The 15,786-nt window shown below is 53.1% G+C and carries 11 protein-coding genes, 1 riboswitch and 1 other annotated feature; of the genes, 6 read left to right on the forward strand and 5 right to left on the reverse strand.

Going from position 1 to position 15,786, the window contains the following annotated elements:
- Window positions 1–49: 49 nt before the first annotated feature.
- Window positions 50–2,029 carry an LTA synthase family protein gene (locus tag B1728_RS27885; RefSeq protein ID WP_256865539.1) on the reverse strand — a complete coding sequence of 660 codons (1,980 nt, stop codon included), beginning with the start codon at window positions 2,027–2,029 and terminating at the stop codon, window positions 50–52.
- 214 nt (window positions 2,030–2,243) lie between these two features.
- On the opposite strand from B1728_RS27885, the gene B1728_RS27890 reads away from it, so the two are divergent.
- The 3 genes from B1728_RS27890 to B1728_RS27900 all read left to right on the forward strand — a co-directional run bounded on the left by B1728_RS27890 (window position 2,244) and on the right by B1728_RS27900 (window position 6,628).
- On the forward strand, window positions 2,244–2,990 hold the full coding sequence (locus B1728_RS27890) for a YwmB family TATA-box binding protein (RefSeq protein WP_079913704.1): 747 nt from the start codon (window positions 2,244–2,246) through the stop codon (window positions 2,988–2,990).
- Window positions 2,991–3,147: 157 nt separating this feature from the next.
- The gene (locus B1728_RS27895; RefSeq protein WP_079913705.1) at window positions 3,148–5,496 is read left to right on the forward strand and encodes a UvrD-helicase domain-containing protein; all 2,349 of its coding nucleotides are present in this window, start codon (window positions 3,148–3,150) and stop codon (window positions 5,494–5,496) included.
- Between the two features lie 244 nt (window positions 5,497–5,740).
- Window positions 5,741–6,628: a YitT family protein gene (locus B1728_RS27900; protein WP_079913706.1), complete on the forward strand. Its 888-nt coding sequence runs from the start codon at window positions 5,741–5,743 to the stop codon at window positions 6,626–6,628.
- Here the strand turns inward: B1728_RS27900 and B1728_RS27905 are convergent.
- The 3 genes from B1728_RS27905 to mgrA form a co-directional block, all read right to left on the reverse strand.
- Window positions 6,590–7,060 (reverse strand): NUDIX domain-containing protein, encoded by a 471-nt coding sequence (locus tag B1728_RS27905; protein WP_079913707.1) that lies wholly within the window; start codon window positions 7,058–7,060, stop codon window positions 6,590–6,592. The genes B1728_RS27900 and B1728_RS27905 overlap by 39 nt on opposite strands.
- An 84-nt stretch (window positions 7,061–7,144) precedes the next feature.
- A riboswitch (SAM riboswitch) is annotated at window positions 7,145–7,259 on the reverse strand.
- 51 nt (window positions 7,260–7,310) lie between these two features.
- Window positions 7,311–8,294 (reverse strand): tryptophan--tRNA ligase, encoded by a 984-nt coding sequence (gene trpS / locus B1728_RS27910; RefSeq protein WP_079913708.1) that lies wholly within the window; start codon window positions 8,292–8,294, stop codon window positions 7,311–7,313.
- Window positions 8,295–8,467: 173 nt separating this feature from the next.
- Window positions 8,468–8,742 (reverse strand) — a binding site (T-box leader).
- A gap of 57 nt (window positions 8,743–8,799) precedes the next feature.
- Entirely contained in the window at window positions 8,800–9,792 is a 993-nt protein-coding gene (mgrA, locus tag B1728_RS27915; RefSeq protein WP_079913709.1) for an L-glyceraldehyde 3-phosphate reductase, read from the reverse strand.
- Window positions 9,793–10,048: 256 nt separating this feature from the next.
- Between mgrA and B1728_RS27920 the strand changes: the two genes are divergently transcribed.
- Both B1728_RS27920 and B1728_RS27925 read left to right on the forward strand, forming a co-directional pair.
- Window positions 10,049–10,882, forward strand: coding sequence for an AraC family transcriptional regulator (locus B1728_RS27920; RefSeq protein WP_079913710.1), 834 nt, complete (start codon window positions 10,049–10,051; stop codon window positions 10,880–10,882).
- 116 nt (window positions 10,883–10,998) lie between these two features.
- A complete protein-coding gene (locus B1728_RS27925; protein ID WP_079913711.1) occupies window positions 10,999–13,122 on the forward strand; it encodes an S-layer homology domain-containing protein in 2,124 nt (707 codons plus the stop codon).
- 126 nt (window positions 13,123–13,248) lie between these two features.
- Here the strand turns inward: B1728_RS27925 and B1728_RS27930 are convergent, their stop codons facing one another.
- On the reverse strand, window positions 13,249–13,863 hold the full coding sequence (locus tag B1728_RS27930; RefSeq protein ID WP_079913712.1) for a TetR/AcrR family transcriptional regulator: 615 nt from the start codon (window positions 13,861–13,863) through the stop codon (window positions 13,249–13,251).
- 175 nt (window positions 13,864–14,038) lie between these two features.
- Between B1728_RS27930 and B1728_RS27935 the strand changes: the two genes are divergently transcribed.
- Window positions 14,039–15,538, forward strand: a complete 1,500-nt coding sequence (locus B1728_RS27935) for an MDR family MFS transporter (RefSeq protein ID WP_079913713.1) — start codon at window positions 14,039–14,041, stop codon at window positions 15,536–15,538.
- Window positions 15,539–15,786: the final 248 nt, after the last annotated feature.

The following is a 15,786-nucleotide window of genomic DNA, read 5'->3' on the forward strand; positions in this document are numbered from 1 at the left end:
AACGCCAAAAAAAGCACTAACCGCAGAGGTTAGTGCTTTTTATTTTAGGCTAGTAACCTTTTTTGCTGCTCGGGTCCTCCGTGCCGGAAGGAATCGCAAACTCTTCGTTGTAATTCGGCAGGGCTTCTTTGGTCAAGTAATCCTGATCGATATATTTGGCCAAATATTGCTTACCGAACAATTGATCATATTGAAAATCCCGGTACTCATTGACGGTTGCCTGAGCTTCGTCCGGCACATTTTGATGCAGACCTCCGTTGGCATCGACAACTAGGTTGCGAAGCAGACCCGGCGTTTGCCCCATCAAGCTTTCATTCAAAGCAAGAGTAGCCGGCTTCTCCATCCCCAATTTATCTAATACGTACGTCCCCAGGAAGGAATCGCTCAAGACAGGCACCTGCTCCTTCGGCAAATCGACGTTAGACCACATTACGAACGGAACGCTGTGCATTTTTTTGTTATCCTCCAACGACCACGAGCCGTTGCCAATCATTCCGCCCTGCTTATACACGTCGTAATCCATTCCGAGCATCGGCAGGTGATCGCCATAGAACACAATGACGGTCGGTTCATCGGATTGCTGGAAGTGGTCGATGAGCATTTGCAAGCTTTGATCGGCATCATGTGCGCCTTGGGTATAAGTTTCCAGTATAGAACGTGCAGAATCGGTCAAATTGCCTTCCGCCTTAATCGATGTTTCCCCATACCGGTTATCGTCATAAGGACCGTGGTTTTGCATGGTCACTGCATAAATGAACATAGGTTTATCGGTCTCATCCACCTGCTTGATAATATTCCGGGACACTTCATCATCCGAGATAAACAGGCCCTTGTATTCCGGATTTTGGAATTGATCCTTGCTCATAAAGCTCTCGAATCCGAGCTGCTTGTATACATTCTCGCGGTTCCAGAACCATCCCTCGTACGAGTGGATCCCCATGCTTTTGTAGCCATTGGATTCAAAATAGCTGGCCAAGCTGGGCACCGGTTTATTAATGTACTGCTGATAAGGCACCGAGCCGTCGGGAAGGAAGCTCATGGATTGTCCTGTCAGCACCTCGTACTCTACATTGCTCGTTCCCCCGCCGAATTGCGGCGACAACAAGTAACCGGAGGTCGATTCCTTTTGCAGCTTATGAATCGTTGGAACCGGATCTTCGCTGTAGGTTACATTGGGAAGCAGGGTCGGGTCCCAGAACGCTTCGTTCATAATAAAAATAACGTTCGGCTGCTTGCCGTTAAACGGATCTGCCGTTGCTTTCTTGGCGGATGCCGTCTTCACCTGGCTTTGGTTCGCCAAATTTTGGGCCAACGCAGCCATAGCCGGTTCCCCGTATCCCTCGGGTTTAGGGACAATGGCATTTTTCACATTCATGGTAAAGGCCAGCGCCATCCCGTTGTTGCTGTAATTTTCCTGCTGATTCCAGACGATTTCGCTAACACCCATCTTATCCATCATGTGGCTGGCCCACTGCGTTCTTACACCGAAGGAATACAGCGCAAACAGGGACAGCAGGCCCAGGACGATGCGGCTTCCGCTGCGTAATTTGAGCCGCGGCCATACGAAGCATAGAGCGATCATCAAGACGACGATGCCCCCTACCAGAGACAGACGCTTGATTGCCGCCGGTCCGGTAACCAGCGGAAGGATATTCATGCTTTCTTTTTTCAGGAATATATCCCAAGGGAAGAACGGCTCCCCGATCAGCTTCGTTTTAAAATAAGTAATCAGAGCCATAATAAACAGCAGCAGCGCGGTCACCGTGGCCCCCGGCATCATAGCTCCGAACAGGCTGTAAAAGAAAACCAGCACGAACAGATTGATCAGGGCGTTCATCAGCACCAGCTTATCATTTTGCACCATCCAGGCCCATGTTTCCTGAAAGGAACCCCTCTGAAGAAGCTCCACCCCAAAAACAAGCAGTATCGGTATGATCGCGAGCATAGTCAGGATTAGGCCGTACTGTAGAGTCCGGTTACGGATGACTGTCGCTTTGGTTTGGCTCCGGGCTTTTCGTTTAAGCTTCACCTTTCCTTCACTCCTTTATTTTTTTCCACCAAGTACCGTGTACCTAGATTATGAACATATTGTAAAGGTCTAAACTTAAAATCAGCTGAAAATGACCCCGGTGGAACAAATTGGAGCAAACCCGATGCCGCTCAGGTTTAAAACCGGCTGTTTTGGTGCATCCTTTCTAGTAGAGCTGCTAGATTGATAGATTGGCAGGAAAGAGGTGCGCAGAATGAATCGTCGATGGCTGGGTTATGTAATAGGTTGTCTGGTTGCCGTAAGCTGCATAGCGGGTGCTTGGGGTGCAGGGGCCGCCGCGAAGGCGGATAACAGCTTTGAGCTGCTGATGCCTTTATCGGAGAAGTTTATGGGGTCGGAGCAAAAAATGATCGTTAAGCATGCAGGGCCTTATCAATCCTATTCTAGCGAAATGCAATTTGTACAAATCGGTCAGCAGATCAGCCAGCGTCTAGGACTACCCGTAACTTCAGACATCACCAAGGAGACGGACCACCTGTTGTATAAAACAGCTTCTCAGGATGCTGCGAACGGTGTAGAGGAGACCCTGCTGTGGATCGGTTTCCCGGACGGCACGTCCGAGCTGGTGGTATCGGCCCAGACGACACAGCCTGAAGGCTTCACCGTCATCCAATCAGTCCAGCAGAGACTGGCAGACAGCCTCGCTGCCCTGCATATCAAGCCGCAATGGAACGTCATGATCCAGGGCAATGCATCAGAGGAATACTCTATCGACGCTTCCCCTTTGCATGATTGGGTGCAGAAGCGGCTCGAGGCTCACAAGGTAGAGCAGTACGAAGATGCAGGCAGCACCAGCGTAACTTATTATTCTCCCAAATTTAAGGAGCATATTAACAACGGCAAGCAGGAGATGAATCTTCAGGTCGCCGTCCACCGCAGCTCCATAACGCATCAGAACCGGATTACTATCGGCATTCCGGCTATCACCATAGAATACTAGTCTTGAAGCCCTTATTCCCGGTTCCTTATTCAGGAAAATCCTTCATAGTGAATTGTTCTTTCTGCTCATTTCATGTACACTCACATAAGTACGTATGTTTGGTATAACCGGACATGGACGATGCAAAAATGACGATACATAAAGGATACGATTCTAAATGATGAACCCCGTTTACTATAAAAGGCCATTCGGCGCAAACAGCAAGAAAGTCCCTTTTGCCGCAATCGCTCCGGCCAAGACAAGCAAGGACCTGGTATCCGATGATGAGTCGGATGCTTTTTATTTCCGCGCTCTGGAGAGCCGCGGCATCGCCCTGAACGCCCGGCAAATTCAGGCGGTGCGGCATTTTGAAGGCCCCATCCTGACGCTCGCCGGCGCCGGATCGGGTAAAACCTCCGTGCTGGTGGCGCGCACAGGCTACCTGCTCTCCGTCCGCCATGTGCAGCCGGCTCATATTCTGCTTGTTACCTTCTCGAGCAAAGCGGCTGCGGAGATGAAGCAGCGGATTGCACAGCTGCCGGGGATCACAAGCCGAATGGCCCAGGAGGTACAGGCGCGTACGTTCCATTCCTTCTTCCTGCTGCTGCTGCGCAAGCAGGGCTACACGCAGGAGATATTCAGCGAGACGCGCTACCAGCATATTGTATTGAAGCGATTGCTGCGCGAACGCGGGCTTCAAGATGATTATGAGCCCGAGACCGTGCTCTCCGCGCTCTCTGCGTACAAAATGAATATGACCGACCTGAACGATTTGCCTGAGCGCACACCCGACGAAGCCAACCTGAAGCGCATCTTCCTGCAATATGAGCAGTGGAAGGTCTCTAATAACAAGATGGATTTCGATGATATTTTGGTTTATGCGCATCAGCTGCTGAAGGAATCTCCCTCCCTTCTGTCGTCGCTGCAAAATCGTTTCCGATATATCATGAACGACGAATTTCAGGACACCAACAAGCTGCAGTACGAGCTCGTTCGCATGATCGCGGCTCCGCACAACCATCTGATGGTGGTCGGAGACGACGACCAGACGATCTACACGTTCCAGGGCGCGAACCACGAATTCATCCTTCAATTTCATAAGGAATATCCGGGAGCCAGAACGATCACGCTCGATATCAATTACCGTTCGACCTCGAGCATCGTCGGATTAGGCAATGAAGTGATTCGGCACAATACGCGGCGCAAGAGCAAGACGCTGCAGGCAACGAGGCAAAGCCCGACGCTTCCCCAATATATACGGCCGGGAGACACGGATGAGGAGGCTCAGGCCGTACTGGGCCGTATCCGGCAGGACGTGGAGCAAGGAATCCGCACCTACAGCGACTTTGCCATCCTGTACCGAACGGCAAGCAGCAGCCGGGCGATGCTGGAGGAGCTCGTCATTCAAGGCATTCCGTTCGTTCACTACGGAAGCGTCGATGTGTTCTACGACCAGTGGATGGTCAGACCGGTCATTGATCATTTGCGGCTCGGCTTGAACCGCCGTGACTTTGAGGCACTGGCGGGCATTCTGCAGACGCTGTATTTGAGCCGCGACAAATGCATGGATTACATTCTTCATCGCGAAGGCATCCAGCCCAAGAAGGGACCGATGATTCATCTGATGACCTTCCCTGATTTGAAGGATTATCAGAAGGAAAAGGTCAAGGAGCGCATCGAGCTGATCCGGGTCCTTGCCGATATGAAGCCTCTGGAGGCCATTCAGGAAATTCGCCGCAGGTTCTACGACGTTTTCCTGGAGACCGCCGACGGGCGGACGTTGACTCCGCATAAGGAGCTGCTGAAGGAGACGCTGGATGAGCTGGAGGCATCGGCCAAACGATTCAACACGGTTGAGGAATTCGTGAAGCATATCGATCACATGACCGAGATGCATCAGGCCATGGAGCAGATGCGCGGCAATCCCGGCGCCGATACGGTCACCTTAATGACCATCCATAAGGCCAAGGGGCTCGAATTCCCCGTCGTCTTTGCCATAGGGTTATCCGAGGGCATACTGCCCCACAGCTCGGCGGTGGAGGCAGGCGCCGTAACGAAGGGGGACAAGAGAACGAGGCAGCAAATCCAAGAGGAAGCCTTGGCCGCCCTGGAGGAAGAACGGCGGCTTGCCTATGTAGCGATAACCCGGGCCAAGGAGGAGCTCATCGTGAGCTCCCCTGCGTATTACCGCGGCAAGAAGGCGAACGTGTCGCGCTTTATATTGGCGCCGTTCACAGAGGCTTCATCGGCCCCTGGCGGTGCCGTGCGGACGGCGGGAGCCTCCTCTTCGACGGCACAGTCGGCCTCCGGTGCCGGCGTTACGAGCCGCAGCTATGCGCCGAAGCCGAAGGAGGAGCATGCCTCCTCTCCGAGGAAGCTTCACACGGTCCCCGCGTGGATCTGCACCAGCGGCAGCTGCCCCGCTTGGGCGCGGATCAGCAGCGCTAAGGAAAGCAAGCTCGAGAACAAGGCTTGCCCGTTATGCCAGTCTCCGATGGAACGGGGGAGTAAAGAGGTGCCTGTATAGCCTCTGGTGCGAACCTTGCTGCGGACCGCCGAACTCGATCGGCCGCCTGGCGGCGCAGTGGTGCCCGCCTCGGCCTCATGCAAGTTGAACACCCCGGGACGAACCCGCTCCGCCGCCCCGCTGCGATAAAGGAATCCATCGTGAAAGCGCCGATGCAGCTTAGCATTTTAGCATTAATGGGAATTCTTGCGCGGATTTCTATTCCGTCTTATAATCCTCAAAAAACGGAATAAAGGAGGATAGGATGATGCGCAAGCTTCAACGATACAGCATGATAGCGGCGGGTACGCTCGTCGTCGCGCTCGGCTTCAACTGGTTCCTGAACCCGAACCATATCGCCTCCGGCGGCTTGTCGGGCGCCTCCATTCTGCTGGGAAGCCTGTGGAATACGGACTCTATGATGATTTTGTGGGCAGGCAGCGTTCTCCTTCTGCTGCTCAGCGCGTTCATTCTGGGCCTTCGTTCCCTTGCCGCCTCCGTGACCGGCTCGATCCTGATGCCATTCTTCGTGCTGCTCACGCATTCCTTGCGACCGCTGACCGATAACCCCCTGCTGGCCGCCATCTATGGCGGCGCAATGACGGGAGTGGGACTCGGCATCGTCTTTCGGGCCCATGGCAATACGGGAGGCTTTACACTGGTGGCGCAAATGCTTCACAAGTGGCTTGGCGTCAAGCCTAGTCAGGCCATCATGGCGATGGACTCCGTGGTCGTCATCTCCGCAGGAATACTGCTGGCCCCGGAGAAGGCTTTGTACGCGCTGGTCAGTGTATTCGTGACACGCAAGGCCATGGACATGGTGCTGAAGCTGCAAAAAAGCTCCAAGGTCGCCTATATCATTACATCCCGGGAGTACGAACAGGCGCTCAGCAAGGCCGTGCTGGAGGATTTGGACCGCGGCATGACCAAGCTGTCCGGCACCGGAGGATACACCGACGATCACCGCGTGATCATGATGGTTGTACTGGCGGCCGATAAAGCGCGCAAGCTAAAGCTACTTGTACAGGCCTTGGACCCCCATGCTTTTATCGTCTTTACCGAAGCCGATGACGTGGCTGGAGAAGGCTTCAACCAGGAATTGGAGACAACCTGCTCATGGAAGCGTGCATCGGAATCGTCCGTCCGGCTGTAGCCATTCTATCGTCGCATTAAAAACACCGGTATCGGTCAAGCTGCGGGCTATCATCGCTCTGTAATAATCAGGGACCCGTTCATCGGTAGACAACGTGGACAGTTCCACCCATTCGGGGACATGCTTCTCCGGCTCCAGCACGGCTAGCTCCCCTTCCAAGCATGTGCTGACAAAGAACATAGTGACGGCATGATCCTTATTCGTATGATTGATATACGATACGATCCCCCGCAGCTTAGGATCCGATATGGTGAGACCCGTCTCTTCCCTCATTTCGCGAATACAAGCCTGCTCTAACGTTTCATGCAGCTCCACCCCTCCGCCCGGCGGGGTCAGCTGATTGTAATTGAAATAGGAGCGGATTCGTTTCTTCATCAACACAATACTGCTCTCCCTTACGCCAATGCAGGCCACTCTGACTCGAATAGACATAGAACTCTCTCCTTTGAATTCATGTACAACGAAGAACCCCCTTCCAATGAAAGGGGGCTAATGTCGATTCGACGGTTTCCTTCCCTCTCATCTATCGAGGCAGTCATCGCCTCGCAGGAATTTGCACCGTGCTTGCTCTTGACAAGCCGGTTGCCGCGGCTTCATCGGGCCAGTCCCTCCGCCGAACTCTGGATAAGAGAAGTGTTCAATTGCAGGTTTGATTATAATCCCATCTATCTATATTTGGCAATCATTTGAAATACTGGATACCCATCGCTTCACGGACCTCCAGCATCGTTTCCTTAGCTACAGCCCGCGCCTTCTCCGTTCCCGCCATCAGCATCTCATCTATGAAGCCCGGCTTGGCGGCCGCCTGCTGCCTGCGCTCCCGAATCGGCTCCAAGAGCTCGTTCATCGCAGAGATGATCAGCTTCTTGCAATCGGCGCAGCCGATGCGGCCCTTGGAGCAGCTCTCGCGGATCTCCTCCTTGCCCTCCGGACGGAATGCGGCATGATAGCCATACATCGGGCAAATCTCCGGATGCCCCGGGTCCTGCTTGTGGATGCGGCTCGGGTCGGTTTTCGCCTTCTTGATCTTGTCCGTCAGCTCCGCCTTCGACGAATCGAGATAGATTGCGTTGCCAAGACTCTTGCTCATCTTGCTGTTTCCGTCCAAGCCATCCAGCCGCTCCCCTACGAGGGCTCTCGGCTCGACAAGCACCGGGGCGTACAAATCGTTAAAGCGCCGTACAATTTTGCGCGTCTGCTCGATGTGCGGGATTTGGTCTTCGCCGACAGGAATTAATGTCGCTTTACAAAACGCGATATCCGCCGACTGACTGACCGGATAACCCAGAAAGCCGTAATACATATCCTTGTACCCGCGTTCGTTCGCCTCCGTCTTAATCGTGGGATTATGCCGCAGCGAGTTGACTGTGACGAACATCGAGAAGTAGACGGTCAGCTCGGCGATTTCCGGAATCATCGATTGAACGAACAGGGTCGCCTTCTCTGGATCAATGCCTACGGCGAGATAATCCATCGCTACATTCCTCAGGTTGTCCCGGATCAGCTGCGGGTTGTCAAAATGCGTCGTCAATGCCTGCACATCCGCAAGCAAAATAAAGGTTTCATATTGATGCTGCAGCTCCACCCGATTTTTCAAGCTTCCGACGTAATGGCCAAGGTGCAGCTTGCCGGTAATGCGATCTCCTGTTAATACACGTTCTTTCATGGAACATCCTCCTCAAAGTTACATAATGGTAGTTGTTTAATAATTGATCGTTACTGCGCCACCACCAGCCGTCTTCCATGGCCATCACCCCCTTTAAAAAATATAGATGAACCGGCATCGCATCGATGCTGCCCGTTTCTGAAACAGTGAGAACAACAAAAAAACTTCGTCCTAAAAAGGACGAAGTTGAATTCGCGGTACCACCTTCATTAGCCTGCCTCTAAGCAGACTCGCTCTACAGGTACGGAGGCGCAGCAGCCCTTTTTCGAGAGCTCTTCCTCGATACCCTGTCTCTTCTAACGGTGAGACATCCGCTTCACCTACCGGCCGTAAGCCTTCAGATCCGCACTCCGAAGCCCATTCAACGCTGCACCGACACGGATTCGCACCACCCATCCGCTCTCTGAAGTCTTTAGCTTCGTCTACTCTTCTTCATCATCGTGAACTATTCATTTGATTCAGTATAGCACACTCGATTTGTAAAATCATTACAAATATTCGCCAGCTACCCTTTCAGGATGCTCTCGATAGCGGCAAGCTCCTCTTCGCTGAAGCTCAGGTTGCTTAAGCCCGCCACCGCATCTTCAATCTGGCTCACCTTGCTCGCGCCGATCAATGCGGAGGTCACTCGACCGCCCCTCAATACCCACGCAATAGCCATTTGCGACAGCTTTTGCCCGCGCTGCTTAGCCAGCTCGTCAAGACGACGGACTTTGCCTAGCATTTCATCCGTTAATTCCTCCGGCTTGAGGAATACGCTGGAGCCTGCGGCACGGGAATCCTTCGGAATGCCGTTCAAATAGCGGTCCGTCAAGATGCCTTTGAACAGAGGCGAATACGCGATGCTGCCCACTCCTTGCTCCTCCAGCACATCCAGCAGGCCGTCCTCGACCCAGCGATCCAGCATGGAATATCTAGGCTGATGGATGACCACCGGAGTTCCCATGCTCTTCAGAATCGCGATTGCTTCCTTCGCACGGTCCGCCCTGTAATTGGAGATCCCGACATACAGCGCCTTCCCTTGACGCACCAGCAGATCCAGCGCTCCCATCGTCTCTTCCAACGGCGTGTTGGCATCCGGACGGTGATGATAGAAGATATCGACATAATCCAGATTCATCCGCTTCAAGCTTTGATCAAGACTGGACACGATGTATTTCTTCGATCCGAAATCTCCGTAAGGTCCAGGCCACATGCGGTAGCCCGCTTTAGTGGAAATAATCATTTCATCGCGGTAACCGGCAAAGTCGGCCTGCAGCATTTTGCCGAAGTTTTCCTCCGCGCTTCCCGGAGGCGGCCCGTAGTTGTTCGCCAGGTCAAAGTGCGTGATGCCCAGGTCGAACGCACGTCGTACCATAGCTCTGCCGTTCTCGTAAGAATCGTGGCCTCCGAAGTTATGCCAAAGACCCAGGGATACGGCCGGAAGCATGAGTCCGGATGTGCCGCATCGGTTGTATACCATCGTTTCGTATCTTTCATTGCTAGGGATATAGCTCATTGTTTCTCCTCCTTTAGAGTTCTATGAGAAATGCTTGTTCCTTGATCGGGGGACTCCTTAACTGCAGGATATCCTATCTTGTGTCAAAAAAACTCATCGTTCACAGCCTGTCTGACGAAGAGACAGCTCCCTTCATACAATCGTCCAGCCTACTTCCATTCTATATCGGGGGACAAGCATTCCATATGTCAGCATGAGTTCTTTATATGGTATAATGTCTCACAGTAAACATCGTACCTTACGACGGAGGCTGCATATGGGCTATCACGACTACAGATTTCATTCCGACCGCTCGATCCGCACTATAGAATTAAAACTTTTTTATTCCGGATTCGAGCACTGCTCGCCGGGGCACTCCTGGGGACCGGCGCTGAAGGACCATTACAAAATATTGTATGTCCATAGCGGCCAAGGCATTTACCGTGCCGGTGACCATACCTACCGTTTGGGCTCGGGAGACGTCTTCCTGCTGACTCCTGATGCCGTAGCCTACTACCGCGCCGATGATCAGGACCCGTGGACCTACTCCTGGATCGCCTTTAACGGGCTGAACGCCGAGCTGTACTTACGCCGGGCCCATTTATCTGTGGAGCATCCCGTCTTCCATTGCACCCGGAGGGAAGCGCTTGAAGCCTGCTTTCAGCAGGTTTACGAAGCCAGCAAAATGAGCAGTACCCGCGATACCCGAATGTTAAGCGCTTTATACGGCTTTTTATCCGTACTGATTGAAGAGGCCGAGTGCAAGCACCCTGAAGCCAAGCAGGACAACACGCAGGACTTGTATGTCAAAAAAGCCATCGAATTCGTTCACAACAATTATTCCCAAGCTATCACGATCAGTGAAATAGCGGATTGGATCGGACTGGAGCGCAAATACATGTCCAAGCTGTTTAAGGCCGCCACAGGGCTGACTCCGCAAGATTACCTGATCCATTTTCGAATCAGCAAAGCATGCGAGTTAATGAGCAATCCTTCGCTGTCCATCGGTGAGATCGCTTATTCCGTAGGCTATAAGGACCAGCTGTTATTTTCCAAAATGTTCAAAAAACTGAAAAAGCAGTCTCCCAGCGAATATCGCAGATCCTCCTGATCCTAACTAGGACCTTATAACCAAATTTCGCAAAGTATCTGTCGAATTTTGGAAGGGATTAGTTCTCCAGTAGCGAATAGTAGTAGGACAACATTCAATAACTGGAGGATTATGTCATGCTGAAGCCTTTTGTCAAACCGCTTGTGGCTGCCGTATTGCTGTCACAGATTCCTCTGCCGGCTCTTCCCGGCGGTGCTTACATAGCAGAAGCCTCATCGGTAACAGGGGCAACCTATCAAACGCCCAAATATACCCGGCTCTCGCCCGGGGTCTCCGAGATGACCATGACGTTAAATACGGTCTATACAACCTACTACTATGCGCTCGGCGAGCCGGGCGTATCCGCCGAAGTGTCGGCATTATGCACCTATTCGATAACCGATACGAAGGTGGCCACCGTCAATTCCCGCGGAGTCGTCACGGCCGTAGGTCCAGGGACCACCGTGTTGACGATCCGTTACAACGATTTGACTGCCTCCATTCCGGTTACAGTCGAGAACATCACGCCGCAGGAGCAGAAGCAACAGCAGCAGACAACGGTCAGCAACCCGGTGGTCAACGAGCCTGTCGTACCTACCTCTACCCTCGACGTGTACTCCGGAATCGATATGTCCCGGCTTTCCACACATCGTCAAGCCTCGCTGGAGCTCATAAATAAACTTAGACGGGCCGTAGGCGTACCGGCGGTTTCTATTAACGAGAATTTGAACAAGGCATCCCAGGCCCATGCCAATTATCAGGAGATCGATAAAAAGATGGGGCACACCGAGGAACAGGGCAAACCGGGCTTCTCCGGCGCCGGTCCCTGGGATCGCGCCAAAGCCTTCGGATATGCGTCCGCAGGCGGGGTCGGCGAGACCGTAGCCTCCACCGGCACATCTCCGTCAGGAGCGGCCCAGGTGCTGATCGACGCTCCGTTTCACCGGATCATTTTGCTGATGCCATCGTTCCGCGAGGTTGGGATAGGCGTCTCTAACGGCTATACCGTTATTAACCCGGGTACCAAGGAGTACACGTACAACGCCCAGAACTATAAACCTGTGTACTATCCTTACAACGGCCAGACCGGGGTCCCCTCCTACTGGCATGCTTATGAAACCCCTAATCCGCTGCAATATTACGGCAAAAACGGGGCCAAGGTCGGCTATCCGATCTCCGTCAGCACCACGTCGGGAGGCAAGCTTAGTCACTTGAGCGCACAAATTAGCGATGCCTCCGGCAATCAGGTCGACTATTATTTGGTGGATTCCAAGCACTCGGGCAATGAGAATGCGATTTTGTACATCCCCAAAGAGCCTCTTAAGCCGAATACCGCCTATACGGTAACGGTCCGTTATCAAGCGAGCAACCTTATGGAGAGCTCTGCTTCAACGGAGGAGCAGCAAACCTGGAGCTTTACGACTCAAGGCGATGCCATAGATTCATTGGTTCCGAACGGCTCCTATCCCGCTTCCGTCGAAGTAGGCGGCACGATCAAGATTCCCGGCTTTTCGGCCAACTACATGAGCGGAACGAAAACCGACGTGTCCTCATCCGTACAATTCACGTCGGATTCAGATCATGTCGTGATCCAAAACGGCATCATTCAAGGGATAAAAGCCGGCTCTGCCAAGATTACGGCGAGCTTCGGAGGCAAGGATTTCAGCTATACAGTGCATATCAAAGAAAAGTCCGCCGCAGCTGTAGACAGTGTCGTCCAGGTTTCACCGCCTGTGCAGTCCCGGGATTCCTTCCGGGATATCGGCTCGCATTGGGCGAAAGCCTCGATTGAATGGGCCCGGCAGTACCAAGTCGTCGACGGCTATTCCGATGGAACGTTCCGCCCCGACGGACAAGTGACCGAGGCCGAGTTTCTGGCCATGCTGTTCCGGATGTATCCGGGCAGCGTTCAAGACTTGCAGGCTCAGGCGGATTCCGGCAGCTGGAGCGATAAGTTCTATGAGTACGCACGGTATTTCCGGCTAGGCCTTAGTGGAGACTCACGCGACCAAGCGATTCAGCGGGTTCAAGTTGCCCGGATTATCGGGGGCTTGAACGGCAAGCATTATGCGGATGACCAGGATGCCATTCGTTTCCTGCTCAGCAGCGGCTATTCTGAGGGTAAGACGGCGGCGACGGTGGAGGGGTATGGCGGCAGCGATCCGTTAACCAGAGCCGAAGCGCTGCAATTTTTGCGAAATCTTCAGGACAAAGGGTTCACTCAGCTGCTGAAGAAACCTGAAACGCCCACCGTTAACTAATAGACGGATTCATTAATCAACGTTGAAATAGCATGCCCGGCAGGTTGGGCGGCAGCTATTCATTACCGCTTTGATTCCAAGACGAGCCATCCGTTGGCTCGTCTTTTCGCTGTTCCCGATGTTTCGCTACTCCGATGGAAGCGACAACTGCGTTGGCCCCAGCATATGAAGCCGATTCAATTGCTTAGCCATATAATCGGCCGAATAAGGCATGTCATGCTCCAGCCAATGCTTCATAATTCCAATATGAGCCGACGTCGCATAACGGATTATGAGCTCCCTCGGGAGAGAGAGCCTGCGTTCATCAGGCTGTGCCAGCGCCTGTCTTGCAAACAGCGCTTCCTGAATCACTTGCTCCATGCGACCGGCAAAGCCGGGAACCCCGTTCGGCCCCAGCATTACTTTATAGAACGGGGCGTGGGCAGCCAAATGCTCAAACTGCCGGACAAAGGATACGGGAGGAACCTCTGTGCTCATCTGCAATTGTTGGGCCGAAAAATGGTCGGGCAGCTGCATCGTCTGCTTCAGCTCCTCCAGCATCCCATCCACCAGACTCCTCAACAAAGCGTATTTGTCCTCATAATGCAAATAAAACGTAGCTCGGTTAATCATCGCACGAGACGTGATATCCCGAACCGTCGTCCGATCAAAGCCCTGCTCCTTCATCAGCGAGATCAGCGCATCCCGAATACATTGCAGCGTGCGCTGAACCCGAAGATCCGTCGTTTCCTTCATCGACATGATATCCTCCTTCTGTCTAACATGATCATTTTATACAACACTTCACCGGATTAGTGTTACAAATGCTGCATCCCGGCTGTTATTGTTGGTTGCCGGTTTCCGGTCTGAGAGGTAATATAATCGACACATCATTGTAAATACAACACAGTGTTGATTATAACGGAGGTAGAGAACGATGTCTATGAAGGAAAAGAATTCAAAATGGGTCATGGCGGGGCTGCTCATCGGACTGATCTTGTCTTCCCTTGACCAAACCATCGTGGCAGCTGCAATGCCCACGATTACCAGGCAGTTAGGCGTTCTCTCGCTGTATAGCTGGGTATTTACCGTCTATATGCTGGCATCAACAGCCATCATGCCGATCTACGGGAAGCTGGCCGATCTGTTCGGCCGCAAACGTATTTTTTTATTCGGCCTGCTGCTGTTTCTGACAGGGTCGCTATGGTGCGGCTTCGCTTCGACGATGCCCCAGCTGATTATCTTTCGAGGAATACAAGGGCTCGGCGCCGGGGCACTAATGCCGATTTCCTTCACGATCATCGCGGACATTTACTCTCCCGAGCAGCGGGTCCGATTTATGGGATTGTTCAGTACGCTGTTCGCCGCATCAAGTATAGGCGGACCTGTGATAGGAGGAATGCTCGTTCAGTGGAACTGGAGCTGGATTTTTTTTATCAACCTCCCATTCGGATTGGCCGCATGGATTATGTTGGCTTGGTCTCTCGCAGAACCGACGCGAACAGCGGGCAAACCAAGGATCGATTGGCTCGGAGCATTGACCTTTACCGGCGCTGTAGTCTCCTTACTGCTGGCGCTCGTCATGGGGGGCAACATGTATGCTTGGAACAGCGGCGCCATTCTCGGATTATTTGGAGGCGGCGCTTTACTCCTTGCAGCCTTTCTGCGGGTGGAGCTCAAGGTTCCGGAGCCGTTGATTCCGCTGCAGCTGTTTCGAATTCGTACGATCTCCTGCAGCAATATCGCCGGATTTTTCGTCAGCGCCGCCCTATTCGGAGCTATCGCTTACATCCCGTTATTCGCACAGGGAGTTATCGGAGTATCTCCTTCCGCTACCGGGTACGTTCTGGTTCCCCTTATGCTTGCAACTGTAGTGACTACTATGGGCTCCAGAAGATGGCTGACGATGGTTTCGTACCGAACCGTTCTTGCAGCGAGCTTGACCATGACCTTGATCGGCTTCTTGCTGTTCTCCCGGATGAGCATCGATACAACCCTAGTGCAGCTCGTGATGTATATGGTGGTTACCGGACTGGGGCTTGGCGCGATCTTTCCTGCTTTGGGGACGGCGGCGCAGCACGCGGTGAGCTGGGAGCGGCGAGGGGCGGCGACGTCCTCCAACCAGTTTTTCAGGTCTGTCGGCGGCACCTTTGGCATCAGCATCATGGGCGGGATTCTTACGAGAGGGACTGCGGCCAGACTGGAGCATGGAAGCACCATGACGTACGGGCAGCTGCAGCAGTTCACCGACCCGGAGCTATTATTAAACCAAGAAGTGCGTTCCGGAATGCCGGATTCGGTGCTGCTGGAGCTTGAGCGGGCGTTCAGCGGCGCTCTCAGCGATATGTTCCTGCTGGGTGCGCTGTTTGTTACCGTCAGCTTGCTGGCCGGCATTGCCATAGGAGGCGCAAGGTTAAGCGACAGTGCCTCTAAATGAAAATAGCCCCACAAGGCTGTCGAGGATTTGTTTTACGTGACTATGCTGCATATGGAGGTGGGGTATGCCTCGGAGGAATTTACGTCCGCCTTTGAAACCCGTGAAAATACCGCTAACTCTAACCAAAATCGCGGGTTTCAATAGCGGCTGGAGGGACATACCCCATCGGGGTATATTTTCAATAGTTCAAGCTCTATAGGTTTCTCGACAAACTCAGCCCCACATAGTAAGGCCCTCTCCGAAGCCGA

This window comes from Paenibacillus sp. 32352, from assembly GCF_002042965.1.
Lineage (GTDB): Bacteria > Bacillota > Bacilli > Paenibacillales > NBRC-103111 > Paenibacillus_S > Paenibacillus_S vulneris.